This is a genomic window from Streptomyces sp. IBSBF 2435 (assembly GCF_036815005.1).
Classification (GTDB): domain Bacteria; phylum Actinomycetota; class Actinomycetes; order Streptomycetales; family Streptomycetaceae; genus Actinacidiphila.
Genome location: NZ_JAJSYW010000097.1, coordinates 1 through 25242, shown reverse-complemented (window position 1 = coordinate 25242; position 25242 = coordinate 1). Strand labels below are relative to the sequence as shown.

At 70.8% G+C, this 25242-nt stretch carries 24 protein-coding genes and 1 pseudogene; 23 read left to right on the top strand and 2 right to left on the bottom strand.

The window, feature by feature from the left end:
- Window positions 1-456: 456 nt before the first annotated feature.
- A complete protein-coding gene (locus V7E46_RS19630) occupies window positions 457-1017 on the bottom strand; it encodes a MarR family winged helix-turn-helix transcriptional regulator (protein WP_333769621.1) in 561 nt (186 codons plus the stop codon).
- Between the two features lie 143 nt (window positions 1018-1160).
- Between V7E46_RS19630 and V7E46_RS19625 the strand changes: the two genes are divergently transcribed.
- The 20 genes from V7E46_RS19625 (at window position 1161) to V7E46_RS19530 (ending at window position 21815) form a co-directional block, all read left to right on the top strand.
- Window positions 1161-2438: an MFS transporter gene (locus V7E46_RS19625; RefSeq protein ID WP_333769624.1), complete on the top strand. Its 1278-nt coding sequence runs from the start codon at window positions 1161-1163 to the stop codon at window positions 2436-2438.
- Window positions 2439-3120: 682 nt separating this feature from the next.
- Entirely contained in the window at window positions 3121-4044 is a 924-nt protein-coding gene (thrB, locus tag V7E46_RS19620) for a homoserine kinase (protein WP_333769620.1), read from the top strand.
- Between the two features lie 359 nt (window positions 4045-4403).
- Entirely contained in the window at window positions 4404-6434 is a 2031-nt protein-coding gene (gene rho, locus V7E46_RS19615; RefSeq protein ID WP_333769619.1) for a transcription termination factor Rho, read from the top strand.
- Between the two features lie 166 nt (window positions 6435-6600).
- Window positions 6601-7719, top strand: a complete 1119-nt coding sequence (locus V7E46_RS19610; protein ID WP_333769618.1) for an LCP family protein — start codon at window positions 6601-6603, stop codon at window positions 7717-7719.
- A 177-nt stretch (window positions 7720-7896) separates the two neighbouring features.
- Window positions 7897-8121: a 50S ribosomal protein L31 gene (gene rpmE, locus V7E46_RS19605; protein WP_329174629.1), complete on the top strand. Its 225-nt coding sequence runs from the start codon at window positions 7897-7899 to the stop codon at window positions 8119-8121.
- Between the two features lie 104 nt (window positions 8122-8225).
- Window positions 8226-9305: a peptide chain release factor 1 gene (prfA, locus tag V7E46_RS19600; protein ID WP_329182361.1), complete on the top strand. Its 1080-nt coding sequence runs from the start codon at window positions 8226-8228 to the stop codon at window positions 9303-9305.
- Window positions 9306-9316: 11 nt separating this feature from the next.
- Window positions 9317-10162 (top strand): peptide chain release factor N(5)-glutamine methyltransferase, encoded by an 846-nt coding sequence (gene prmC / locus V7E46_RS19595; RefSeq protein WP_329174627.1) that lies wholly within the window; start codon window positions 9317-9319, stop codon window positions 10160-10162.
- Window positions 10163-10220: 58 nt separating this feature from the next.
- Window positions 10221-10868, top strand: a complete 648-nt coding sequence (locus V7E46_RS19590; protein ID WP_333769617.1) for an L-threonylcarbamoyladenylate synthase — start codon at window positions 10221-10223, stop codon at window positions 10866-10868.
- The gene (locus tag V7E46_RS19585; protein ID WP_443054249.1) at window positions 10865-11539 is read left to right on the top strand and encodes an arsenate reductase/protein-tyrosine-phosphatase family protein; all 675 of its coding nucleotides are present in this window, start codon (window positions 10865-10867) and stop codon (window positions 11537-11539) included. Before V7E46_RS19590 ends, V7E46_RS19585 begins: the two co-directional genes overlap by 4 nt.
- A gap of 196 nt (window positions 11540-11735) precedes the next feature.
- Window positions 11736-13067: an MraY family glycosyltransferase gene (locus V7E46_RS19580; RefSeq protein WP_329174623.1), complete on the top strand. Its 1332-nt coding sequence runs from the start codon at window positions 11736-11738 to the stop codon at window positions 13065-13067.
- A 280-nt stretch (window positions 13068-13347) separates the two neighbouring features.
- Window positions 13348-13764, top strand: coding sequence for a hypothetical protein (locus V7E46_RS19575; protein ID WP_333769616.1), 417 nt, complete (start codon window positions 13348-13350; stop codon window positions 13762-13764).
- A gap of 298 nt (window positions 13765-14062) precedes the next feature.
- Window positions 14063-14869: a F0F1 ATP synthase subunit A gene (gene atpB, locus V7E46_RS19570; RefSeq protein ID WP_329174619.1), complete on the top strand. Its 807-nt coding sequence runs from the start codon at window positions 14063-14065 to the stop codon at window positions 14867-14869.
- Between the two features lie 78 nt (window positions 14870-14947).
- Window positions 14948-15193, top strand: a complete 246-nt coding sequence (gene atpE / locus V7E46_RS19565) for an ATP synthase F0 subunit C (protein ID WP_073502894.1) — start codon at window positions 14948-14950, stop codon at window positions 15191-15193.
- A 42-nt stretch (window positions 15194-15235) separates the two neighbouring features.
- A complete protein-coding gene (locus V7E46_RS19560) occupies window positions 15236-15805 on the top strand; it encodes a F0F1 ATP synthase subunit B (RefSeq protein ID WP_329174615.1) in 570 nt (189 codons plus the stop codon).
- Complete coding sequence (locus tag V7E46_RS19555) at window positions 15802-16641, top strand: F0F1 ATP synthase subunit delta (RefSeq protein WP_333769615.1); 840 nt, start codon at window positions 15802-15804, stop codon at window positions 16639-16641. The genes V7E46_RS19560 and V7E46_RS19555 overlap by 4 nt, the downstream gene beginning before the upstream one ends.
- A 121-nt stretch (window positions 16642-16762) precedes the next feature.
- Window positions 16763-18334 carry a F0F1 ATP synthase subunit alpha gene (gene atpA / locus V7E46_RS19550; RefSeq protein ID WP_333769614.1) on the top strand — a complete coding sequence of 524 codons (1572 nt, stop codon included), beginning with the start codon at window positions 16763-16765 and terminating at the stop codon, window positions 18332-18334.
- A 4-nt stretch (window positions 18335-18338) separates the two neighbouring features.
- Window positions 18339-19262 carry a F0F1 ATP synthase subunit gamma gene (locus tag V7E46_RS19545; RefSeq protein ID WP_333769613.1) on the top strand — a complete coding sequence of 308 codons (924 nt, stop codon included), beginning with the start codon at window positions 18339-18341 and terminating at the stop codon, window positions 19260-19262.
- Between the two features lie 5 nt (window positions 19263-19267).
- Entirely contained in the window at window positions 19268-20716 is a 1449-nt protein-coding gene (atpD, locus tag V7E46_RS19540) for a F0F1 ATP synthase subunit beta (RefSeq protein WP_333769612.1), read from the top strand.
- A 111-nt stretch (window positions 20717-20827) separates the two neighbouring features.
- The gene (locus V7E46_RS19535) at window positions 20828-21202 is read left to right on the top strand and encodes a F0F1 ATP synthase subunit epsilon (RefSeq protein ID WP_329174606.1); all 375 of its coding nucleotides are present in this window, start codon (window positions 20828-20830) and stop codon (window positions 21200-21202) included.
- A 166-nt stretch (window positions 21203-21368) separates the two neighbouring features.
- Window positions 21369-21815 carry a DUF2550 domain-containing protein gene (locus V7E46_RS19530; RefSeq protein ID WP_333769622.1) on the top strand — a complete coding sequence of 149 codons (447 nt, stop codon included), beginning with the start codon at window positions 21369-21371 and terminating at the stop codon, window positions 21813-21815.
- A gap of 13 nt (window positions 21816-21828) precedes the next feature.
- Here the strand turns inward: V7E46_RS19530 and V7E46_RS19525 are convergent, their stop codons facing one another.
- Window positions 21829-22401 (bottom strand): cob(I)yrinic acid a,c-diamide adenosyltransferase, encoded by a 573-nt coding sequence (locus V7E46_RS19525; protein WP_333769611.1) that lies wholly within the window; start codon window positions 22399-22401, stop codon window positions 21829-21831.
- Window positions 22402-22536: 135 nt separating this feature from the next.
- On the opposite strand from V7E46_RS19525, the gene V7E46_RS19520 reads away from it, so the two are divergent.
- From V7E46_RS19520 to V7E46_RS19510, 3 genes and pseudogenes are all read left to right on the top strand, one after another.
- Window positions 22537-23385, top strand: coding sequence for a 3-hydroxyacyl-CoA dehydrogenase family protein (locus V7E46_RS19520; protein ID WP_333769610.1), 849 nt, complete (start codon window positions 22537-22539; stop codon window positions 23383-23385).
- Between the two features lie 123 nt (window positions 23386-23508).
- A complete protein-coding gene (locus V7E46_RS19515; RefSeq protein WP_033176582.1) occupies window positions 23509-23808 on the top strand; it encodes an STAS domain-containing protein in 300 nt (99 codons plus the stop codon).
- 176 nt (window positions 23809-23984) lie between these two features.
- Window positions 23985-25242: pseudogene (locus V7E46_RS19510) on the top strand (hypothetical protein); the annotation flags it as partial.

Sequence of the window (25242 nt, the reverse complement as noted above, 5' to 3'; positions counted from 1 at the left end):
GAGGCACGCGACGGGGTATCAACATATCTGGCGTTGACTTTTGGCACGCTGTTGAGTTCTCAAGGAACGGACGCTACCTTCGAGACCGTTTCACCGGCCCCTCCGGGCTTTCCCTTCTGTGTTTCCGACTCTATCAGACGCTTTCCGGTGTCTGACCCCCAGTCAGCGGGGTTCGTCTTTCCGGCTGTTCGGCCGTTCCGACGAGTGAGACTTTAGCGGACTCCGTTCGCTCCGGCCAAATCGGCCGGGTCGATCGAAACTCTGCACGCATTCCGAAGAAAGCACACGACGGGACGACAACAACACGACGGCACGCGGCCGTCGATCGCTCGAAAGTCGAATAGTTTCTGCGGAATGGCTGCCCGGGGACCGACCGGGGTCGGCGCTCACGTCGGACAACTCGGAGAACACTACGCGGCCACGCCAGGGGTGTCAACCCCCTGCTGTCGCGCCCGGTCAGTCCAGGTCTTCGAGCCGGCCGCCGGCGTCCGGCTGACTGTCCTCGACGCGGCGCAGCAGGCGGATCAGGATCTCGCCGAGGGTGCCGCGCTCGGCCGTACTCAGGTCCTGGAGCAGCTCGTCCTCGAAAGCCGCGGCGAGGCGCATGGTCTGGAGCCACTTCTCCCGGCCCTCGTCGGTCAGCTCCACGATGACGCGGACCCGGTTGGTCTCGTCGCGCTCGCGGGTGACCAGGCCCTCGGTGACCAGGCGGTCGATGCGGTGGGTCATGGCGGCCGGGGTGAGGCCGAGCCGCTTGGCGAGGTCACCCGGGCCGAGGCGGTAAGGCCGGCCGACGACCACGAGGGCCTTGAGCACCTCCCACTCGGCACTGCTGATCCCGAGGGCGACGAGCTGACGGCCGTACGCGACGTTCATCCGGCGATTGAGCCGGCCGAGTGCGGTGACGACCTTCTCGATCTGGGGGTCGACCTCGGGAAATTCACGCTGGTACGCGGCGATCTGGGCGTCGAGGTCCAGTTCCTGCGGCGAACCGGCGGAGCCTGCGGCTGCGGTCATGGTCCGAGTATCGCACGGAAGGGCTTTGCTCTAAAGCCCTTCGGCATGTACTCTTTAGCTTCGAACTTTACTCGTGAAGTCTTCAATCCGAAGGCTTACCTGGTCCTGTCTGCCCGGAGGGGAGAGCCGTGAACAACACCGCCATGGGCGCAGCACTGCGCCGGATCCAGCTGGGGAACGCCCTGAGTGCGTTCGGCAACGGCTTCACCGTGCCCTTCACCTTCGTATATGTGTCCGAAGTCCGGGGGCTCGGGGCGGGGACCGCGGGCGTGGTCCTGGCGACGTTCGCCGTGGCCGCACTCTTCGTGCTGCCCTTCACCGGGCGGATCATCGACCGGCGCGGGCCCGTACCGGTGGCCGTGGTCGGCACGGTGCTGGCGGCGTCCGGTTCGCTGGGGCTCGGACTGTCCGGCAGTGAGCCGGTGGTGATCGCGGCGGCGGGTGCACTGGGGGCGGGGATATCCGTCGTCCAGCCGGCGCTGGCCACGATGATCGTGTGGTGCTCGACCACGGTGACGCGGTCCCGGGCCTTCGCGACGCAATTCTTCCTGGCCAACCTCGGCCTTGGGGTCGGCGGGCTGATGGGCGGGCTGATCGTGGACACCGCGCACCCGTCGTCCTTCATCCGGCTGTTCGCCATCGAGGCGGCGATGTTCCTGGTGCTGGGCGCCGTGATCGCCACGGTGCGGCTGCCGCGGACGGCCCCGCTGGACGGGGCCGTCGCCGATGCGGAGGCTGCCGGCGGCTGGCGGGTCCTGGTGCGCAACCGGGCGATGGTGACGCTGTGCGTGCTCGGCTTCGTGCTGTTCTTCGCGTGCTACGGGCAGTTCGAGTCGGGTCTGTCCGCCTTCGCGGTGACTGTCACGCGCATCTCACCGGCGATGCTGGGTGTCGCACTGGCCGCCAACACCGCGGCGATCGTGCTGGCGCAGTTCGTGGTGCTGCGGCTGGTCGAGCACCGGCGGCGCAGCCGGGTGATCGCGGCGGTCGGCCTGGTCTGGACGGTGGCCTGGCTGGCGGCGGGGGCGTCGGGGCTGGTGCACGCGCACCACGCGGTCGCGGTGGTCGCGATCATCTCGACGTACGCGCTGTTCGGGCTCGGCGAGGCCATGCTCGCACCGACGGTGTCGCCGCTGGTCGCCGATCTGGCGCCGGAGCGGATGGTTGGGCGTTACAACGCCGCGTTCGCGCTGGTGAAGCAGCTTGCGCTGGCGGTCGGCCCGGCGGTGGGCGGCCTCATCGCCGCGGCGGGGGCGTATGACGTGTACGTCGTCCTGCTGGTGGTCTGCTCCCTGGGCGTCTCGGTGATCGCCCTGCGCCTGGGCCGGCACTTGACCCCGACCCAGGACATGCCGTCGCGGGCCTCCCGCGTGGTGGCCCACTCCCCCCACCACGACGCTCGCGCGGCGACCCCCGTATAGCCCCTCCCGGGGTTCCCCCCGCGCAGCGGGGCGCCCGGCGCTGCCCGCACGACGGGACGCGCCCCAAGGGGGCGCGAGGAACTGCGCGCTCAGCCGACCACCGGCCGTCGTGTGACGACGTACCGCAGTGCCCCATAGGGGCGCGGGGAACTGCGCGGCCAGTCACCAAGCGCCGTCGCTTGCGGACGCACCGCCGCCAGCCCAGGGGTGCGGGGAACTGCGCGGGCAACCACCCACCGGCCGGTGGTCCGGATCGAACCGATCTGCCCCTCCGGCCCCGGTGACGACCCGCACGCGGGTGGTGGGCCGGCCGCGCGCAGTTCCCCGCGCCCCTGCAAGGCGCCGCCATACGCAGCGGCACCGCCGAGGCCCCGCGCCCGGCGGAGGGGCGCCGCTGCCGCGAGGGGAGCCGCGGGACCCCCGCGCCCGGCGGAGAGGGCACCCACTTACCGATGGGCGCGCCGCAGGCGAGGGGCGCACGTCGAGGATGCGACACGCATCAAGCGCTGTGTGTGCGCCCTATGTCGCAGGAGAACCTTCCTTCGATAAGCTGGAACCAGCGGCACCGCAGTGTGCCCCGAATCCGGCGGATGCCACCCCGCATCGCCACTCCCTCCCGCCCCGCCGCCCGGCAATGGCGCCGCGCCCGCAGGGCGAACCGCACAAGGAGATTCGTCGAAAGATGGCCGGTCCCGCGTTCCGCGCTGCCGCCGTACGAGTGCGCGTCCCCGCGACCAGCGCCAACCTCGGGCCCGGGTTCGACGCCTTCGGCCTGGCACTGGGGCTTTACGACGACATCGTGGTGCGGGTCGCCGACTCGGGCCTGCACGTCGACATCGCAGGTGAGGGCGCCGACACGCTGGCGCGCGACGAGAAACACCTCGTCGTACGCTCGCTGCGCACCGCTTTCGACCTGCTCGGCGGCCAGCCGCGCGGCCTTGAGGTGGTGTGTGCGAACCGCATTCCGCACGGCCGCGGCCTCGGCTCGTCCTCGGCCGCGATCTGCGCGGGCATCATCGCCGCCCGCGCGGTCACCATAGGCGGCCCGTCCGTACTGGACGACACCGCACTTCTGGAATTGGCCACCGAGATCGAGGGGCACCCCGACAATGTCGCGGCGTGTCTGCTCGGCGGCCTGACCGTGGCCTGGAGCGAGGGCGGCGCGGCCCGGGCGGTCCGGCTCGACCCGGCGGCCTCGCTGGTCCCGGTGGTCTTCGTGCCCGCCACGCCGGTGCTGACCGAGACCGCGCGCGGGCTGCTGCCGCGCACCGTCCCGCATGTGGACGCGGCGGCCAACGCCGGGCGTGCCGCGCTGCTCGTGGAGGCGCTGACCAGGCGTCCCGAGCTGCTGCTGCCGGCCACCGAGGACCGGCTGCACCAGGACTACCGGGCGCCGGCGATGCCGGAAACGCTGGCGCTGGTCAACCGGTTGCGCAATGACGGCGTCCCCGCTGTCGTGTCGGGCGCGGGACCCACGGTCCTGGCGTTCACCGACGAGGGGGCCGCCGACAAGGTCTCCCGGAGCGCGGGCGAGGGCTGGGCGGCGACCCGTCTGGCACTGGACGCGTCCGGGGCGTGTGTACTGCCGCTGGCAGGGGGCCAGTGACACGATTGCCGGTCGTGAGAGGGGGAATGTTTGTTGGATCCGGTAGTGTTAACCTCAAGCCTGCATTCGATGCCCGATGGGCGCGATGCACTGTGTCCCTTCCGTGGGACCGCTTTTCTTCCGGGAGCCTCCCACACCGCGTAAGGCAAGGTCCGAGCCATCGGATTCTGCCCGAGCAGTGTTGAGCACGCTCCGGATTTCGGCACGAGTTCCCTCCGTGCCGAAGGCACGTATGTATTTCTGCCGCCATCAGGCGGACCACCGCCCCGGGTTCTGAGCAGCGGAAGCGCCCAGATCCGGACAGCACGACCGGTCGCCGAGCCAGACAGGCCGACGTCCGCTCCAGGGAAGGACCCTTCGTGAGCGACACCACCGATCTGATGGGCGTGCGCGCAGATGACACTGTCGCCTCGTCCGACGCCGCCGCGCCTGCTACCGGTGCTGCCACGGCCAGTGCGTCGCGGCGCCGCAGGACCGGGACCGGCCTGGACGGCATGGTGCTGGCCGAACTGCAGCAGCTCGCCTCAGGCCTCGGCATCAAGGGCACCGCGCGGATGCGCAAGAGCCAGCTGATCGAGACCATCAAGGAGCGCCAGGCCGGCGGCGGCGCGACCGCGCCGGCCGCGACCGCCACGGCGTCCGCCGACGGCGCCGTCGCGGACAAGCCCAAGCGGCGCACCACCTCGAAGGCCCGCCTCGAGCAGTCCGGTGCGGAGGCGGCCCCGGCCGCCGCCGCGACGGCCACCGCGGCGCCCGAGCAGCGGCAGGAGCAGAAGCAGATCGAGATTCCCGGCCAGCCGGCCGGTGAGCAGGCCAAGGCCGCGAAGACCGAGCGGGCCGACCGGACGGCCGAGGCCGCCGCGGACACCGCCGAGGGCCGCGCCGAGGCCAAGGGCGACGCCAAGCAGCAGGGCGGCGGCGACGACCGCCAGGACCGCCAGCGCGGCCAGCGCGGCGACCGCAGGGAGCGGCAGCGGGACCGCCAGCGCAACCGCGAGGACGGCGGCGGCGAGGGCGGCAGCCGGCAGGGCCGGGACCGCGGCGACCGCCAGCAGCAGGGCGGCGGCGGTCAGCCGCAGGGCCAGGGCCCGCAGCAGGGCGGCCAGGGCGGTCAGGGCGGCGGCCCGCAGGACGACGACGAGTTCGGTGACGGCCGCGGCCGTCGCAGGGGCCGCTACCGCGACCGCAGGGGCCGCGGCAGCAACCGCCGCGAGGAGTTCGCCGGCGGCGGCGAGGTCCAGGTCGCCGACGACGATGTGCTGATCCCGGTGGCCGGCATCCTCGACATCCTCGACAATTACGCGTTCATCCGCACCTCCGGCTACCTGCCGGGTCCCAACGACGTGTACGTGTCGCTGGCCCAGGTCCGCAAGAACGGGCTGCGCAAGGGCGACCACGTCACCGGTGCGGTCCGCCAGCCCAAGGACGGCGAGCGCCGCGAGAAGTTCAACGCGCTGGTCCGGCTGGACTCGGCGAACGGCATGGCCGCCGACTCCGGGCGCGGCCGACCGGAGTTCAACAAGCTCACCCCGCTGTACCCGCAGGACCGGCTCCAGCTGGAGACCGACCCCGGCGTGCTGACCACCCGGATCATCGACCTGGTCTCGCCGATCGGCAAGGGCCAGCGCGGTCTGATCGTGGCCCCGCCGAAGACCGGTAAGACCATGATCATGCAGGCCGTCGCGAACGCGATCACCACCAACAACCCCGAGTGCCACCTGATGGTGGTGCTGGTGGACGAGCGTCCCGAAGAGGTCACCGACATGCAGCGGTCGGTGAAGGGCGAGGTCATCTCCTCGACCTTCGACCGCCCGGCCGAGGACCACACCACGGTCGCCGAGCTGGCCATCGAGCGCGCCAAGCGCCTGGTGGAGCTGGGCCACGACGTGGTCGTGCTGCTGGACTCGATCACCCGGCTCGGCCGCGCCTACAACCTGGCCGCGCCCGCCTCAGGCCGCATCCTGTCCGGTGGTGTGGACTCCACCGCCCTCTACCCGCCGAAGCGCTTCTTCGGCGCGGCGCGCAACATCGAGGACGGCGGTTCGCTGACCATCCTGGCCACCGCGCTGGTCGAGACCGGCTCGCGGATGGACGAGGTGATCTTCGAGGAGTTCAAGGGCACCGGCAACATGGAGCTCAAGCTCGACCGCAAGCTCGCCGACAAGCGCATCTTCCCTGCGGTGGACGTGGACGCGTCCGGCACGCGCAAGGAGGAGATCCTGCTCGGCGGCGAGGAGCTGGGCATCGTCTGGAAGCTGCGCCGGGTGCTGCACGCGCTCGACCAGCAGCAGGCGATCGAGCTGCTGCTGGACAAGATGAAGCAGACCAAGTCCAATGCGGAGTTCCTGATGCAGATCGCGAAGACCACGCCGGGCCAGAACAACGACTGACCCGTCCCCGCGGCATCGCGGACGGCCCCGCCCGTTCGGCGCAGCGGTCACCTCGTCGCCCGGCGTGCGGATAAAGTCGTTCATATGCCCCTTGACCTGGGCGTACGCGGGTGAGCCCGGTTTCCCCCGGATGCCGACCGGGGCAGGGGCGGCGCACGATGGAGGAATGTCCGACACGGACGACCGGCAACCGCACACCGGCGCCACTCCCCTCGGGGCGCGGCGCAGGCGCCGAGGCCTGCGGATCACCGCGTGGGTCGCGGCCGGGGTCGTGCTGGCGGGGGCGGGCGGCGCCGGGTACCTGTACGTCCGGCTCGACGGCAACATCCACAGCGTCGACATCGACTCGGCGCTCGGCGCCGACCGGCCGGTCAAGCTCGGCAACGGCTCGATGGACATCCTGGTGCTCGGCTCGGACTCCCGCTCCGGCGCCAACCGCGGCTACGGCCACGACAGCGGCACCGCCCGTTCGGACACCGCGATGATCGTGCACCTGGCAAAGGGCCACCGCAGCGCCAGCGTGGTCAGCATCCCCCGGGACACCCTGATCAGCCGCCCCGCCTGCGCCAAGCCCGGCGGCGGCACCGTGGCGGGCGCCCCGCAGGCGATGTTCAACAGCGCCTACGAGGTCGGCGGCCCGGTCTGCGCGGTCAAGACGGTCGAGTCACTGACCGGGCTGCGGATGGACCACTACGTCGAGGTCGACTTCACCGGCTTCACGCACCTGGTCAACGCGCTCGGCGGGGTCCCGCTGACCACCACGAAGGCCATCAGCGACACCAAGAGCCATCTGACGCTGGCCGCCGGCACCCACACCCTGGACGGCGACCAGGCGCTCGGCCTGGTCCGCACCAGGCACGGCGTGGCGGACGGCAGCGACCTGGGGCGTATCCAGCTCCAGCAGTCCTTCCTCAAGGCGCTGATGGACCGGATCAGCGGCCTGGGGCTGCTGACCAGCCCCACCAAGCTGTTCTCCGTCGCCGACACCGCGACCAGCGCCATCACCACCGACACGGGGCTCGGCTCGGTCGGCCGGGTGATGGGCCTGGCGCAGAGCGTCCGCAACCTCAAGTCCGGCCACATCCACATGGTCACCCTGCCGGTGCGGTACGCCCCCACCGACCGCAACCGGGTGCAGCCCATCGCGGCCAAGGCCGCGATGGTGTGGGCCGCGCTGCGCGCCGACAAGCCGATCCCGGCCGCCGCCGTCAAGGGCTCGGCCGCCGACAAGGTCGACGCCGGCAAGGTCGTCGGCCCCTCGGCCGGCCAGGGCCCGCCCCCCTGACCCCGCCGCCAGCCCGCCGACCTGCGGAAACGTAAAATCGTACCGGGAGGGAATTATCCCGCCTACGACCTGGTTTTGGGAGATGCGGCCAGTGCTGGCAGACTGGTCCGCTGGCCCCGGTTCACGTGACGCAAACCCGCGGAGCGACCCGGCGCCCTCCCGAACCTAGGAGCACCCTTGAAGCGCGAGATCCACCCCGAGTACGTCGAGACCCAGGTCACCTGCACCTGTGGCGCCTCGTTCACCACCCGCAGCACCGAGACGAGCGGCCAGATCCGCGCCGAAGTGTGCTCCGAGTGCCACCCGTTCTACACGGGCAAGCAGAAGATCCTCGACACCGGCGGCCGTGTGGCCCGCTTCGAGGCCCGCTTCGGCAAGGCCGCCGGGTCCGCGAAGAAGTAGCGACCCGAAAGCGCCGGCTCCCGGTCGCCCCGCCCAGGGCGACCGGACCGGCGCTTTGTCGTCCCACCTACTCCTTCCAGACTTCTTCCAGCTAGGGATTGATGATGTTCGAGGCGGTCGAGGAACTGATCGGCGAGCATGCCGACCTCGAGAAGCAGCTTGCCGACCCCGCGGTCCACGCCGACCAGGCCAACGCCCGCCGGCTCAACAAGCGCTATGCGGAACTGACCCCCATCGTCAGCACCTACCGCGCCTGGCGGCGGACCGGCGACGACATCGAGACCGCACGCGAACTCGCCGCCGAGGAGCCCGACTTCGCCGCCGAGGTCAAGGAGCTGGACAAGGAGCGCGGCGAGCTGACCGAGCGGCTGCGGCTGCTGCTGGTGCCCCGCGACCCCAGCGACGACAAGGACGTGATCCTCGAGGTCAAGGCGGGGGAGGGCGGCGAGGAGTCCGCGCTGTTCGCCGGCGACCTGCTGCGGATGTATCTGCGGTACGCCGAGCGGGTCGGCTGGAAGACCGAGATCCTGGACGCCAACGAGTCCGACCTCGGCGGTTACAAGGACGTCCAGGTCGCCGTGAAGGCCAAGGCCAGCCACGAGGTCGGCCAGGGCGTGTGGGCCCGGCTGAAGTACGAGGGCGGCGTCCACCGGGTGCAGCGGGTGCCCGCGACCGAGTCCCAGGGGCGTATCCACACCTCCGCGGCCGGCGTGCTGGTCACCCCGGAGGCCGAGGACGTCGAGGTCGAGATCGGCCCCAACGACCTGCGGATCGACGTCTACCGCTCCTCGGGTCCCGGCGGCCAGTCCGTCAACACCACCGACTCCGCGGTCCGCATCACCCACCTGCCCTCCGGCCTGGTCGTCTCGTGCCAGAACGAGAAGAGCCAGCTGCAGAACAAGGAGTCGGCGATGCGCATCCTGCGCTCCCGGCTGCTGGCCGCCGCCCAGGAGGAGGCCGAGCGCGAGGCGTCCGACGCCCGCCGCAGCCAGGTGCGCACCGTGGACCGCTCCGAGCGGATCCGCACCTACAACTTCCCGGAGAACCGCATCTCCGACCACCGCGTCGGCTTCAAGGCCTACAACCTCGACCAGGTCCTGGACGGCGACCTCGACAGCATGATCCAGGCCTGTGTGGACGCCGACTCCGCCGCCAAACTGGCCGCGGCCGGCGACGCGAGCTGAGGGGGCGGACGGTGAACCTGCTGCTCGCCGAGGTGGCGCAGGCCGCCCAGCGGCTCGCCGACGCCGGGGTGCCCTCCCCGCGCTTCGACGCCGAGGAGCTGGCCGCGTACATCCACGGCGTCAAACGCGGTGAGCTGCACAGCGTCCCCGACACCGACTTCGACGCGCGCTACTGGGAGGCCATCGCCCGCCGCGAGGCCCGCGAACCGCTCCAGCACATCACCGGCCGTGCCTTCTTCCGCTATCTCGAACTCGCGGTCGGACCAGGGGTGTTCGTGCCGCGCCCGGAGACCGAGTCGGTGGTCGGCTGGGCGATAGACGCGGTACGCGCCATGGACGTCGCCGAGCCGCTGATCGTGGACCTGTGCACCGGCTCCGCCGCCATCGCGCTCGCGCTGGCCCAGGAGGTGCCGCGCTCCCGTGTGCACGCCGTGGAGCTGTCCGAGGACGCCCTGGACTACGCCCGCAGAAACGTCCGGGGCAGCAAGGTCGACCTGCGCCAGGGCAACGCGCTGACCGCCTTCCCCGACCTCAACGGCCAGGTCGACCTGGTCATCTCCAATCCGCCCTACATCCCGCTCACCGAGTGGGAGCATGTGGCACCCGAGGCCCGCGACCACGACCCGGAACTGGCACTCTTCTCCGGCGAGGACGGCCTCGACACCATCCGCGGCATCGAGCGCACCGCGCACCGGCTGCTGCGGCCCGGCGGGGTCGTCGTCATCGAGCACGCCGATTCGCAGGGCGGCCAGGTGCCGTGGATCTTCAAGGAGGACGCGGGCTGGGCGGACGCGGCCGACCACCCCGATCTCAACAACCGCCCGCGCTTCACCTCGGCCCGCAAGGCCCTGCCGTGACCAGGCGGGCCGACCGGGCGCCGGACCCGGCAGCACAGCATCTTTCGGAGGTCATCTCATGGCACGGCGATACGACTGCTCGGATGCGACCGACCGGGCGACCGGCCTGCGCGAGGCAACGTCGGCGATCAAGCGCGGCGAACTCGTCGTGCTGCCGACCGACACCGTCTACGGCATCGGCGCCGACGCCTTCGACACCGAGGCCGTCGGCGACCTGCTGGAGGCCAAGGGCCGCGGCCGCAACATGCCCTCGCCGGTGCTCGTCGGCTCGCCGAACACCCTGCACGGCATCGTCACCGACTTCTCCGAGCAGGCATGGGAGCTGGTCGACGCCTTCTGGCCCGGCGCGCTGACCCTGGTCACCAAGCACCAGCCGTCGCTGTCCTGGGACCTCGGCGACACCCGCGGCACGGTCGCGGTACGGATGCCGCTGCACCCCGTCGCGATCGAACTGCTCACCGCCACAGGGCCGATGGCGGTCTCCAGCGCCAACCTGACCGGGATGCCCTCGCCGCAGGACTGCGACGCCGCCCAGGGCATGCTGGGCGACTCCGTGGCGGTCTATCTGGACGGCGGCCCCACGCCCGCCGCCGTACCGTCCTCGATCGTCGACGTCACCGGCAGGGTGCCGGTACTGCTGCGGGCAGGGGCGATCAGCGCCGAGGAGCTGCGCAAGGTCGTACCCGACCTGGAGGAGCGCAATTGACCACGCCCGACGGGCGCGGCATACGGGGGTACACGGAGTACGTACAGCGCGTCGTCCCGGGGGAGAGCGGTGACGTCTTCCGCATCCTCCATGTCTGCACCGGCAACGTCTGCCGCTCGCCGATGGCCGAGCGGCTGACCCGGCACGGGCTGGTGCGGCGGCTCGGCGACGGCGCGGCCGGCATGCTGGTCGAGTCGGCCGGCACCTGGGGGCACGAGGGCGCCCCGATGGAGGCGCACGCCGCCGCGGTGCTGGCCGAGTACGGCGCCGACCCGTCCGGCTTCACCGGCAGGGAACTGCTGGACGACCATGTCATCGACGCCGACCTGGTGCTCACCGCGACCCGCGACCACCGGGCCCAGGTCATCTCGATGGGCCACGCGGCGGGTCTGCGGACGTTCACGCTCAAGGAGTTCACCCGGCTGGTGCGGGCCATAGACACCACCACCCTGCCCGAGGGCAGCGTCACCGAGCGGGCCAGGGCACTGGTCCGCGCCGCCGCCGCGCTGCGCGGCTGGCTGCTGGCCCCCAGCCCGGACGCCGACGAGGTCCACGACCCGTACGGCGCCCCCATCTCGTACTTCCGCAGCATCGGTGCGGAGATCCACACCGCGCTCGACCCGATGGTGACCGCGCTGACCGGTGTCGGCGCCACCGTCCGGCCGTCCTGAACCGGCCGCGGGTCCGGCCCGCCGGCCGGCCGCCCCACCCCGCCCCGGGACCCGCCGCAACCGCGGCGGCCGCCTGTGAGTCTCAACAGGTGTTCGCCGTCCCGGCCCGGCCACCACTAGGGTGTGACGCTGTGAGGTACCACCCCCGGACGTGTGCGCAGCACCGCTACGCCCCCGAAACCGTCGGAGGCGGCTCGTGCGCGAGTATCTGCTGACCCTTTTCGTCGCCGCAGCGGTCACGTATCTGCTGACCGCGCCGGTACGGAAGTTCGCCATCGCCGCCGGCGCGATGCCGCCCATCAGGGCACGTGACGTGCACCGCGAGCCCACTCCGCGGCTCGGCGGCATCGCGATGTTCGGCGGCCTGTGCGCCGGCCTGCTGGTCGCGGCGCACCTGTCCAACATCGGCGACGTCTTCTCGCTGTCCAACGAGCCGCGCGCGCTGCTGTCGGGCGCCGGGCTGATCTGGCTGCTGGGCGTGCTGGACGACAAGTGGGGCGTGGACGCGCTCATCAAGCTCGGCGTGCAGATGATCGCGGCCGGCGTCATGGTGCTCCAGGGCCTCACCATCCTGTGGCTGCCGGTGCCCGGCGTAGGGCCGGTCGCGCTGACCCCGGTGCAGTCCACGCTGCTCACCGTCGCGCTGGTGGTGATCACCATCAACGCGGTCAACTTCGTGGACGGCCTCGACGGCCTCGCGGCCGGCATGGTGTGCATCGCCTCGGTCGCGTTCTTCATGTACGCCTACCGCATGTGGTACGGCTACGGCGTCGAAGCCGCCGCGCCCGCCACGCTGTTCAGCGCGATCCTGATCGGGATGTGCCTGGGCTTCCTGCCGCACAACATCCACCCTGCGCGGATCTTCATGGGCGACTCGGGCTCGATGCTGATCGGCCTGGTGCTCTCCTCCAGCGCGATCTCCATCACCGGCCAGGTCGACCCCGACGCGATCACCTCCTTCACCGGATCGACCCGGGAGACCGTGCACTTCATGGTGCCGGTCTACATGCCGCTGCTGCTGCCGCTGACGATGATCGCGATCCCGGCCGCCGACCTGGTGCTCGCGGTGGTCCGCAGGACCTGGAAGGGCCAGTCGCCCTTCGCCGCCGACCGCGGCCACCTGCACCACCGGCTGCTGGAGATCGGGCACTCGCACAGCCGGGCGGTGCTGATCATGTACTTCTGGTGCGCGCTGTTCGCCTTCGCCGCGGTGGCCTTCTCGGTCAACTCCTCCAGCCTGCTGATCGTGCTGGTCATCGTCGCGCTCAGCGCGGTCGGCCTGGTCGTCCTGCTGCTGCCGCGCTTCAAGCCGGCCGCCCCCGACTGGGCGGAGTCCGTGGTGCCGCCGCGCTACCGGCGCCGCCGCCGGCGGCTCGCGGCCGGAGCCGCCGCCGCCGAGCGGGAGATGCGCTCGCCCGACCGGCCCGCCCTGCACGGCTCGACCGCGATCGGTGACCGCTCGCAACTGCCCGATCGCAGGCCGGACCGGCACTCCGAGCAGCGCAGCCCGGTGGAGACCCGTCCCTGACGACGCCGTAGGCTGTCATCCCGGCGACGTCTTCACCGGACACGTACAGGTACAACTCCGGAGAAACGGACGGCGTGTCGCGAGCACAGTCCTGTGACAGGCAGCACATGTCCATGGTAAAGACCGCATCAAATACTTTGTGATACCGTTCACGAAAGCAGGGAACGTGCCGAAGGACCGGAAGAGCGGTCGTCCGGCACGAGGTCACATCCTCGTTCCCTGACTCGCTCGTCTCCGACGACACCCGCTTGCCCCAACTCCCGCCGGAGGAGCCGTCACCATGCAGCAGAACGACGCCCGAATCCTCAGGGGTGCCGCGTACATCGCCGCCCCCGTCGGAGTTGTCGCCACCGTCCTCAGCGCCGTACTCGCAGGCGAAAAAGGCCTCGTCGGCGGGCTGATGGCAGTCCTGGTGGTCGCGGTCTTCTTCGCGTTCGGCTCCTGGGTGCTGATGACGATGACCGAGGACCGGCCCCAAGTCGCCATGGCCGCGGGGATGCTGGTCTACGCCGTGCAGATCCTGATGATCGGCATCTTCATCGTCGTCTTCAAGGACACCACCCTGTTCAGCGGCCGGGCCTTCGGCCTCACGCTGCTGGTGACCGCGCTGTCCTGGGTGGGCGGTCAGGTCAAGCAGAGCCTCACCTCCCGGATGCTGTACGTCGACCCCGCTCCCTCCGCCCCCCCGGCCGAATGATGCGCGGTGCCAAGGGGCGGGTAAAGAGGCTGCAATTCCATCTGCTATCGTCCGGAAACGCATCTGGACGTGGAGGCCCCTCACGCTTGAGGAAGGTGCTGCCCCCGCGCCCATCGGTGTATTCGGATCCAGGGCCGCGGACGCGGCGCGGAGCCCGGGTGCCCGGTCTTCGATGCGGGCTCCCAGCGGACCGTGGTGACTTCGCCACGCCTCGTCCGCCGTGCCGACCAGCGGCCTCACCAGCCGCGCTGACACACAAGGTTGCCGTTACTTATGCGTCACGACGAAGGAGTCACGGGTGAGTGCCCACACGCTGCTCGCTGAGGCTGGATGCCACATCCAGCACGACTGCGCATTCCCCGCTCCGGGCCTCAACTCGTTCGACTTCAAGCCGATCTTCAGCATCGGCAGCTTCGACTTCACCAAGCCGATGCTGCTGGCGATCATCTGCATGGTGCTGGTGGTGGGCTTCTTCTGGGCGGCGTTCAACAAGCCCAAGCTGGTCCCGGGCAAGCTGCAGCTGGTCGGCGAGATCGGCTACACGTTCGTCGCCCGCAGCATCGCCCGCGAGGTGATCGGCAAGAAGGGCGACAAGTACGTCCCCTTCCTCGCGTCGATCTTCTTCTTCGTGTGGTTCATGAACATCATGTCGATCATCCCGGCGGCGCAGTTCCCGGCGATGTCCCGGTTCGCGTTCCCGGTCGGCCTGGCCGCGCTGGTGTTCATCACCTACATGTACCTGACCTTCAAGACGCACGGCTTCCGCGGCGGCGTCAAGAACCTGGTCTGGATCGAGGGCCTGCCCAAGCCGCTGGTGCCGCTGATCGTGCTGCTGGAGTTCGTCCAGAACGTGATCACCCGGCCGTTCACCCTCGCGGTGCGGCTGTGGGCCAACATGTTCGCCGGCCACATGCTGATCGTGATGTTCAGCGTGGCGAGCTGGTACCTGCTCACCCCGTCGATCATGACCGCGGTGTCCGGCGGCTCGTTCGCGCTGGCCATCTTCATGACGGCCTTCGAGCTGCTGATCCAGTTCCTTCAGGCGTACATCTTCACGCTGCTCGCCTCGATCTACATCAGCGGAGCGCTCGAAGAGGGTCACTGACCCGCACCCGAACGCCACCCACCGAATCCTCCGCTGGGAAGCCCCCCATCGGACCGCATCACAAAGGAAGACAGGGAAATGTCTGCCGAGTTCGTTAACCTCGCCGCTGCCACCACCGCCGGCCGCCTGGGCGCGGTCGCCTACGGCCTCGCCGCCATCGGCCCCGGCGTGGGTATCGGCCTGGTCTTCGGCCACTCCATCGAGGCCATGGCCCGCCAGCCCGAGGCCATGCCGATCATCCGCACCAACATGTTCCTCGGCTTCGCGCTCTGCGAGGTCCTCGCACTGCTCGGCCTGGTCGTCCCCTTCATCTTCCAGAAGTGACCTGGACCCCCGACCAGTAGCCACTCGACGAAAGGTTCAGACATGATGACCTTCCTTGCGGAGGAGGGGGCGCAGAACCCGCTCATCCCCGACACCGCGGAACTGGTTGTCGGCCTGCTCTGCTTCTTCATCGTCTTCGGCATCCTCGGAAAGAAGCTGCTTCCGAACATCCAGAAGACCCTTGCAGAGCGGCACGACGCGATCGAGGGTGGCCTGGAGCGCGCGGAGAAGGCGCAGGCCGAAGCCAACCGCACGCTTGAGGAGTACAAGGCCCAGCTCGCCGAGGCCCGCCACGAGGCGGCCCGGATCACCGAGCAGGCACGCGAGCAGGGTGCGGTGATCATCGCGGAGATGCGCGAGGAGGGCCAGCGCCAACGGGACGCCATCGTCGCCGCGGGCCATGCCCAGATCGACGCGGACCGCCGCCAGGTGACCGTCACCCTGCGCCAGGAGGTCGGCAGGATCGCCACCGACCTCGCCGGCAAGCTGGTGGGCGAGTCCCTGGAGGACAGCGCCCGGCAGAGCCGTACCATCGACCGCTTCCTGGACAGCCTCGACGGTTCGGCGGACGCCGGAGCGGGCAACGGGGCAGGCGCCGGGGCGGCCCGATGAACGGCGCAAGCCGCGACGCGCTGGCCGGCGCCAGGGAACGGCTGGACGCGCTGACCGACAGTTCCCCTCGCTTCGCTGGGGAGGCCCCTACGGTCGACGCGACCGTGCTGGCCGACGATCTGGCCGCCGTGACCGCGCTGCTGAACCGCGAGTCGTCGCTGCGCCGCGCCCTGACCGACCCGGCGCAGTCCGGTGAGGCCAAGGCCGGGCTCGCCCGGCGGCTGGTGGGCAGCCAGCTCGGCGCGGACAGCACCGACCTGTTCGCCGGCATGGTGCGGTCCCGCTGGTCGCGGTCCCGCGACCTGGTGGACGCGCTGGAGGAACTGGCGGACACCGCCGACCTGACCGCAGCCGAGCGTGACGGCACGCTCGACGAGGTCGAGGACGAGCTGTTCCGCTTCGGCCGGATCGCCGCGGGCAGCCCCGACCTGCGCGCCGCACTCAGCGGCCGGGCAGGACAGGGCGCCGCCAAGGCCGACCTGCTGCACACACTGCTGGGCGGCCGCGCCAAACCGGTCACGGAACGGCTGGTCACCCGGCTGGTCACCGCGCCGCGAGGACGTAGCCTTGAAGGCGGGATCGAATCCCTGTCCAAGCTGGCCGCGGCCCGCCGCGGCCGGACGGTGGCGGAGGTGGTCTCGGCGATTCCGCTGAGCGAGACGCAGAAGCGTCGGCTCGGTGACGCCCTGGCCAGGATCTACGGCCGCCCGGTGCATCTGAACCTGGACGTGGACCCCGCGGTCCTCGGCGGGGTCCGGGTGCGGATCGGCGACGAGGTCATCAACGGCTCCATCGCGGACCGCCTCGACGAGGCGTCCCGCCGGATGGCCGGCTGACAACAGCATCGACGGCAGCATCATCGGTACATCGACAAGCACAGCAAGCACTGACGGCCCGCGTTGGGCCGACGCCCCTCAAAGAAGACTTCGGGCCCAACAAGGAGAGCAGGGAACCCAGATGGCGGAGCTCACGATCCGGCCGGAGGAGATCCGGGACGCACTGGAGACGTTTGTCCAGTCGTACCAGCCGGACGCGGCCTCGCGCGAGGAGGTCGGCACGGTCAGCGTTGCCGGAGACGGCATCGCGAAGGTCGAGGGCCTGCCCTCGGCGATGGCGAACGAACTGCTGCGGTTCGAGGACGGCACCCTCGGCCTCGCGCTGAACCTCGAAGAGCGCGAGATCGGCGCGATCGTCCTCGGCGAGTTCAACGGCATCGAGGAGGGCCAGCCGGTGCACCGCACCGGTGAGGTGCTGTCGGTGGCGGTCGGCGAGGGCTACCTGGGCCGGGTCGTCGACCCGCTCGGCACCCCGATCGACGGCCTCGGCGAGATCGAGACCGACGGCCGCCGCGCACTCGAACTGCAGGCCCCCACGGTCATGCAGCGCAAGTCGGTGCACGAGCCGATGCAGACCGGCCTCAAGGCCGTGGACTCGATGACCCCGATCGGCCGCGGCCAGCGCCAGCTGATCATCGGCGACCGCCAGACCGGCAAGTCCGCCCTGGCCATCGACACGATCATCAACCAGCGCGACAACTGGCGCAGCGGCGACCCGCAGAAGCAGGTCCGCTGCATCTACGTCGCCATCGGCCAGAAGGGCTCCACCATCGCCGGCGTACGCGCCGCGCTGGAGGAGGCCGGCGCCCTGGAGTACACGACCATCGTCGCCGCCCCGGCGTCCGACCCGGCCGGCTTCAAGTACCTCGCCCCCTACACCGGCTCGGCCATCGGCCAGCACTGGATGTACCAGGGCAAGCACGTCCTCATCGTCTTCGACGACCTGAGCAAGCAGGCCGACGCCTACCGCGCCGTCTCGCTGCTGCTGCGCCGCCCGCCGGGCCGCGAGGCCTACCCCGGCGACGTCTTCTACCTGCACTCCCGCCTGCTGGAGCGCTGCGCCAAGCTCTCCGACGACCTGGGCGCCGGCTCCATGACCGGTCTGCCGATCGTGGAGACCAAGGCCAACGACGTGTCGGCGTTCATCCCGACCAACGTCATCTCCATCACCGACGGCCAGTGCTTCCTGGAGTCCGACCTCTTCAACGCCGGCCAGCGCCCCGCGCTGAACGTCGGTATCTCGGTCTCCCGGGTCGGCGGCTCCGCCCAGCTGCGCGCGATGCGCAGCGTCGCGGGCCGGCTGCGCGTGGACCTCGCCCAGTTCCGTGAGCTGGAGGCCTTCGCGGCCTTCGGTTCCGACCTGGACGCGGCCTCCAAGGCGCAGCTGGAGCGCGGCCAGCGGATGGTCGAGCTGCTCAAGCAGGGCCAGTACGCGCCCTACGCGATCGAGGACCAGGTCGTCTCCATCTGGGCCGGCACCACCGGCAAGCTGGACGACGTCCCCGTCGAGGACGTCCGCCGCTTCGAGCGCGAGCTGCTGGACTACCTGCACCGCGAGCGCAAGTCGCTGCTCACCGGCATTGTCGAGACCGGCAAGCTGGAGGACGGCACCGTCTCCGCGCTGACCGAGGCGGTCGACGCCTTCAAGAAGCAGTTCGAGACGTCCGCGGGCGCGCTGCTGGTCGAGGGCTGATCGCATGGGCGCACAGATTCGGGTTTACAAGCGCCGGATCAAGACCGTCTCCGCCACGAAGAAGATCACCAAGGCGATGGAGATGATCGCCGCCTCGCGCATCGTCAAGGCGCAGCGCCAGGTGGCGGCCTCGTCCCCGTACGCCGATGAACTGACCCGGGCGGTCACGGCGGTCGCGACCGGCTCCAACACCAAGCACCCGCTGACCACCGAGGCCGAGAACCCGAGCCGAGCCGCGGTCCTGCTCATCACGAGCGACCGCGGCCTGGCCGGCGGCTACTCGTCCAACGCGATCAAGGCGGCCGACCGGCTCACCGAGCGGCTGCGCGCGGAGGGCAAGGAGGTCGACAGCTACATCGTCGGCCGCAAGGGCCTGGCGTACTTCGGTTTCCGTGAGCGCGAGGTCACCCAGTCCTGGACCGGCTTCTCGGACAGCCCGTCGTACGCCGACGCCAAGGCGGTGGCGACACCGCTGATCGCGTCGGTGCTGGCGGACACGGCCGAGGGCGGGGTGGACGAGCTGCACATCGTGTTCACCGAGTTCGTGTCGATGATGACCCAGAGCCCGGTCGACCGGCGGCTGCTGCCGCTGGCGATCTCGGACAAGCCGGCCGGCGGCGAAGGGGAGCCCTCCAAGCCCCAGGCGCTGCCGCTGTTCGAGTTCGAGCCGTCCGCGGAAGGCGTGCTGGACGCGCTGCTGCCGCGGTACGTCGAGAGCCGCATCTACAACGCCCTGCTGCAGGCCGCCGCCTCCGAGCACGCGGCCCGCCGCCGGGCGATGAAGTCGGCGACCGACAACGCGGAAGATCTGATCAAGTCGCTCACGCGGCTTGCCAACGCGGCCCGACAGGCCGACATCACCCAGGAAATCAGCGAGATCGTCGGCGGTGCCAGTGCCCTGGCCGACGCGAACGCGGGGAGTGACTGACCACTATGACAGCCCCTATTGACACCGTTGAGACCACCGCCACCGGCCGGGTGGCGCGGGTCATCGGCCCGGTCGTCGACGTGGAGTTCCCCGTCGACGCCATGCCGGAGATCTACAACGCGCTGAAGGTCGACGTCGCCGACCCGACCCGGGCCGGCGAGACCAAGACGCTGACCCTCGAGGTCGCGCAGCACCTCGGCGACGGCCTGGTCCGCGCCATCTCCATGCAGCCCACCGACGGCCTGGTCCGCCAGTCCCCGGTGACCGACACCGGCAACGGCATCACCGTGCCGGTCGGCGACGTCACCAAGGGCCGCGTCTTCAACACCCTGGGCGCGATCCTGAACGAGCCGGAGGCCGAGTCCGAGGTCACCGAGCGCTGGCCGATCCACCGCAAGGCCCCGGCCTTCGACCAGCTCGAGTCCAAGACCGAGATGTTCGAGACCGGCCTGAAGGTCGTCGACCTGCTGACCCCGTACGTCAAGGGCGGCAAGATCGGCCTGTTCGGCGGCGCGGGCGTCGGCAAGACCGTGCTGATCCAGGAAATGATCATGCGTGTGGCCAAGCTGCACGAGGGCGTTTCCGTCTTCGCCGGCGTCGGCGAGCGCACCCGTGAGGGCAACGACCTCATCGCGGAGATGGCCGAGTCCGGCGTACTCCCGCAGACCGCGCTGGTCTTCGGCCAGATGGACGAGCCGCCGGGCACCCGGCTGCGGGTCGCGCTGGCCGGCCTGACCATGGCGGAGTACTTCCGCGATGTGCAGAACCAGGACGTGCTGTTCTTCATCGACAACATCTTCCGGTTCACCCAGGCGGGTTCCGAGGTCTCCACGCTGCTCGGCCGTATGCCGTCCGCGGTGGGTTACCAGCCGAACCTGGCCGACGAGATGGGCCAGCTCCAGGAGCGGATCACCTCGACCCGCGGTCACTCGATCACCTCGATGCAGGCGATCTACGTCCCCGCGGACGACCTGACCGACCCGGCGCCCGCCACCACCTTCGCCCACCTCGACGCGACGACCGTGCTCTCGCGGCCGATCTCGGAGAAGGGCATCTACCCCGCGGTGGACCCGCTGGACTCCACGTCCCGCATCCTGGACCCGCGCTACATCGCGCAGGACCACTACGACTGCGCCATGCGCGTCAAGGGCATCCTGCAGAAGTACAAGGACCTCCAGGACATCATCTCCATCCTCGGCATCGACGAACTGGGCGAAGAGGACAAGCTCACCGTCTTCCGGGCCCGCCGCATCGAGCGCTTCCTGTCGCAGAACACCCACGCGGCGAAGCAGTTCACCGGTGTGGACGGCTCCGACGTGTCGCTGGACGAGTCGGTCTCGGCGTTCAACGCCATCGCCGACGGCGAGTACGACCACTTCCCGGAGCAGGCCTTCTTCATGTGCGGTGGCCTGGACGACCTGAAGGCGAACGCCGCCAAGCTCGGCGTCAGCTGACCCAGGGCCGTGGCGTGAGGGGGGCAGACGGTCTCTGCCCCCCTCTCGCAGCCCTTATTCTTTGTCTTACGCACCCCCCTCACCCGGTGGGTGCCGACCCGAGGAGCCGTCTTGGCCGATATTCACGTCGAGGTGGTGGCCGCGGACCGCAGCATCTGGTCCGGGGAGGCCGCCATGGTCATCGCCCGCACCATGTCCGGTGACATCGGCATCATGCCGTCGCACGAGCCGGTGCTCGGAGTGCTGCAGTCAGGTCCCGTGACGGTCCGTACGGCCGACGGCGGCACCGTGGTCGTCGCCGTGCACGGCGGCTTCCTCTCCTTCGCGGACAACAAGCTCTCGATTCTCGCCGAGATCGCCGAGCTGGCCGAGGAGATCGACGTCGCACGGGCCGAGCGGGCGCTGGAGCGCTCCAAGTCCGAGGCCGACGCGGGCGCCGAGCGCCGCGCCGAGGTCCGGCTGGCCGCCGCGGCGGGCGCGCACTGAACCACCACCGGCGGGGCGCCGCACAGCTCGGCGCCACCGCGGGAGCAGGACCATGGCGCCGCGGGCTGCCCCTCGGGGCGGTCCGCGGCTCCGGTACAGCAAGGGCAGCACACACAGGGCGCGCGGCACGGTCGGCAACCAGTCCCAGGAGAGGAGATCGGTGGACGTGATCCTCTCGGTGGAACTGGTCGGCGCCGTCGTGGGAGCGATCCTGCTGGCGCTGTTCGTCCTCGGGCTGCGCCGCCGCCTGATCCAGCGCCCGGGCGGCACCTTCGACTGCAGCCTGCGGGTGGCCCCGCAGGAGGGCGCCGAGCCCACCGGCAAGGGCTGGGTCTACGGGGTGGCCCGCTACAACGGCGACCGGGTCGAGTGGTTCCGGATCTTCTCCTACGCCTTCCGGCCGCGCCGGGTGCTGGAGCGCCCCTCGATCGAGGTCGAGGGCCGCAGGGAGCCGCGCGGCTCCGAAGAGCTGGCGCTGCTGTCCGACGCGGTCGTCCTGACCTGCGAGCACCGCGGCCTGCGGCTCGAACTGGCGATGAGCGACGACGCCCTCACCGGGTTCCTGGCCTGGTTGGAAGCGGCCCCGCCCGGCCAGCGCGTCAACGTCGCCTGAGCGGGGCGCCGCCTCACCGGTTCTCGCCCGGCACCCACAGCACGTCCCCGTGCTCCTTGTTGGCCGTCCTGGCCAGGATGAAGAGCAGGTCGGAGAGCCGGTTGAGGTAAGTGGCCGTCAGCGGGTTCATCGTGTCGCCGTGTTCGGCCAGCGCCGCCCAGGTGGAGCGCTCCGCGCGGCGGACCACCGTACAGGCCTGGTGCAGCAGCGCAGCGCCCGCCGTGCCGCCGGGCAGGATGAAGCTGCGGAGCTTGTCCAGGCCGTCCAGGAAGCTGTCGCAGTCCGCCTCCAGCCGGTCCACGTAGCTCTGCTCGACCCGCAGCGGCGGATACTTCGGGTCCGGCACGACCGGGGTGGCCAGGTCGGCGCCGACGTCGAAGAGGTCGTTCTGCACGCGGACCAGCACGGCCGCCACGTCCTCGGCCGGCCCGCCGAGCGCCAGGGCGGTGCCGATGACCGCGTTGGCCTCGTTGGCGTCGGCGTACGCGGCGATCCTGGTGTCGGTCTTCGCGGTACGGCTCATGTCGCCGAGCGCGGTCGTACCGTCGTCGCCGGTGCGGGTGTAGATGCGGGTGAGATTGACCATGCCGTCGAGCGTAGGGCCTGCGGGGCCGGGTCCGTGCGACCAAGGACACACGGTGACGCGCCCGACATCATGCTGCGCCGGGCCCCGAACCGGCGCTAGGGTCCGGCCAGATACCCCAACGGAGAGGTGTGTGCCGTGGCGAAGAAGCTCGCCGTCGTAGGAGCCGGACTGATGGGCTCGGGCATCGCGCAAGTGGCGGCCCAGGCGGGTTACGAGGTGATCCTGCGGGACGTCACGGACGAGGCGCTGACGCGCGGGACCGACGGCATCAAGGCGTCGTACGACCGTTTCGTGGCCAAGGGCAAGCTCGAACCGGCCGACGCCGAGGCGGCGTTGGGCAGGATCAGCACCACCACAGACCTCGGCGCCGTCGCGGACGCCGACCTGGTGGTGGAGGCGGTCTTCGAGAAGATCGAGGTCAAGCAGGAGATCTTCCGCACCCTGGACCGGATCACCGGCCCCGGCACCGTCCTGGCGTCCAACACCTCGGCCATCCCGATCACCAAGATCGCCGCCGCGACCGAGCACCCCGAGCGGGTCGTCGGCACGCACTTCTTCTCGCCGGTGCCGATGATGCAGCTGTGCGAACTGGTCCGCGGCTACAAGACCAGTGACGACACGTTGGCCCGCGCCAGGGAGTTCGCCGAAAGCGTCGGCAAGACCTGCATCGTCGTCAACCGCGATGTGGCCGGCTTCGTCACCACCCGGCTGATCTCCGCGCTCGTCGTGGAGGCCGTCAAGCTCTACGAGTCCGGGGTCGCCTCGGCCGAGGACATCGACACCGCCTGCAAACTGGGCTTCGGGCACGCCATGGGGCCGCTGGCCACCACCGACCTCACCGGCGTGGACATCCTGCTGCACGCCGCGGGCAACATCTACGCCGAGTCGCAGGACGAGAAATTCGCCCCGCCGGAGATCATGCGGCGCATGGTGGACGCGGGGGATCTGGGCCGTAAGAGCGGCCAGGGCTTCTACCCGTACTAAGCAATGTCACTCACATGAGTGAATTCAGTCTCGGTTCGCTCACAGACGGCGACTTCTCTTTGCGACGGACCGTCAGGTGTGTGAAGACATACCGACGAGTGCCGCAATTCTTCGGGAGCGACTATGCATATCAGGGGCGACCACGCCGAGCTGGTCGTCGGGGGCCGCCTCGACGTCCGCAGCGCGGCGGACGCCCGTACCGCCCTGCACACCGCGGTCGACTCCGGCCGCGGTGATCTCGTACTCGACCTGACCGAGCTGGACTCGTGGGACGCCACCGGCCTCGGCGTCATCATGGGCGCCCACCGCAGGGCGGGCCGGGCCAACCGCCGGCTGGTGCTGCGCAACGTACCGCCGCAGATGCAGCGGCTGCTGGTGGCCACCCGGCTGCACCGCATCCTCGCGATCGAGGCCGAAAGGTGACGTAAGGGCGGCCGGGCACCCCTGCGCTTCATTGATACGGTGCGAGCGCTTAGAGTTTGGACTCGGATTGCCCGCAGGCGTGCCACCCCGTACGCCGGACCAGGGGAATCGGGCCGGCCTGCCACGGACGGCGGCCCGGCGGCGCCCCTGACGTGACGCTCATGGGGGCGTAGGACATGGACCAGCACAACGGCGAGCACGGCCAGCACCCAGGGCAGGACGAACCGTTCGACGCCTTCGGTGTCAGGAGCGGCGGCAACGGCGGCGGCCCCGCCGACCGCGGCGCGCTGGTGCCGTACGGGCAGCCCGCTCCCGACCCGTTCTTCGACGCGCCCTTCGACAGCCCGGCCGACCCCAGCGCCTTCGCGGGGCTGCGCCCGGTCGAGCCCTCGCTCTTCGACGCCACCGCGCCGCTGCCCAAGGCGCTGCGGCCGGCCCGCGAGCCGCTGGAGCTGACCGCGGGCACCGGGGCGCCGAGCGGCGGCGCCCGGGTGCGGCGGATCGTCACACCCGACTACGTGCTCACCATCAACCCGATCGACGGCACCGAGGTCACGGCGTGCCCGCCGCAGGAGCGCAGGACCCCGGTGGCGCGCACCCGCGAGGAGCGCGCCGCGCACCTCGCCGCCCACCGGCCCTCCCCGCCGCCCGGCCCGCCGGGACCCGAACTGCCGCTGCTGGAGCGCGACGAGGAGCGGGAGCGGCTGATCCGGCTGCTGGCCCGCGGCCGGTCGGTACGCGTCACGGGCGCGTCGGGCGCCGGGCGTACCGCGCTGCTGGAGTCGGTCGCCAACGCCTGTACCGACCTCGCCCCGGACGGCGTCCTGTGGCTGTCCGGCTACCGGCGTACCGCGGGCGACGTCCTGCACGCCCTCTACAGCACGGTCTACACCGGCGACGACTACCGCCCGAGCCGCGCTGAGCTGCCCGGGCTGCTGCGCGAGACCGGCGCGGTCGTCGTGGTGGACGACCTGGAATTCGGCGGCGCCGCGCTGGAGGAGGTGCTCGCCGCCGCCCCCGAGTGCGCCTTCCTGGTGTCCGCGGCCCCCGAAGTCCCCGCGCCTCCCGCCGAGTCGATGGTCGAGGAGATCTTCCTCTCCGGGCTCACCCGGGTCGCCTGCGTCGACCTGCTCACGCTGGCCGCGGGCCGGCCCCTGGAGGAGGACGAGACCGCCTGGGCGGCCGACCTGTGGTTCGAGTCCGAGGGGCTGCCGCTGCGCTTCGTCCAGGCCGGCGCGCTGCTGCGGCAGCGGGACGCGCTGCGCTTCCCGCCCGAGCCCGACTGGGACGACTCGGTGTGGCAGAACGGCACGCCGGCCGCGCCCGCCGCGTCCGCGGCGGACCTGATACCCGACCTGACCGGCTTCGACGACCCGGTCGACCCGGCCGCGCCGGAGATACCCGCGGTCCCGCAGCCCCCCGCCCCCCGGGTGC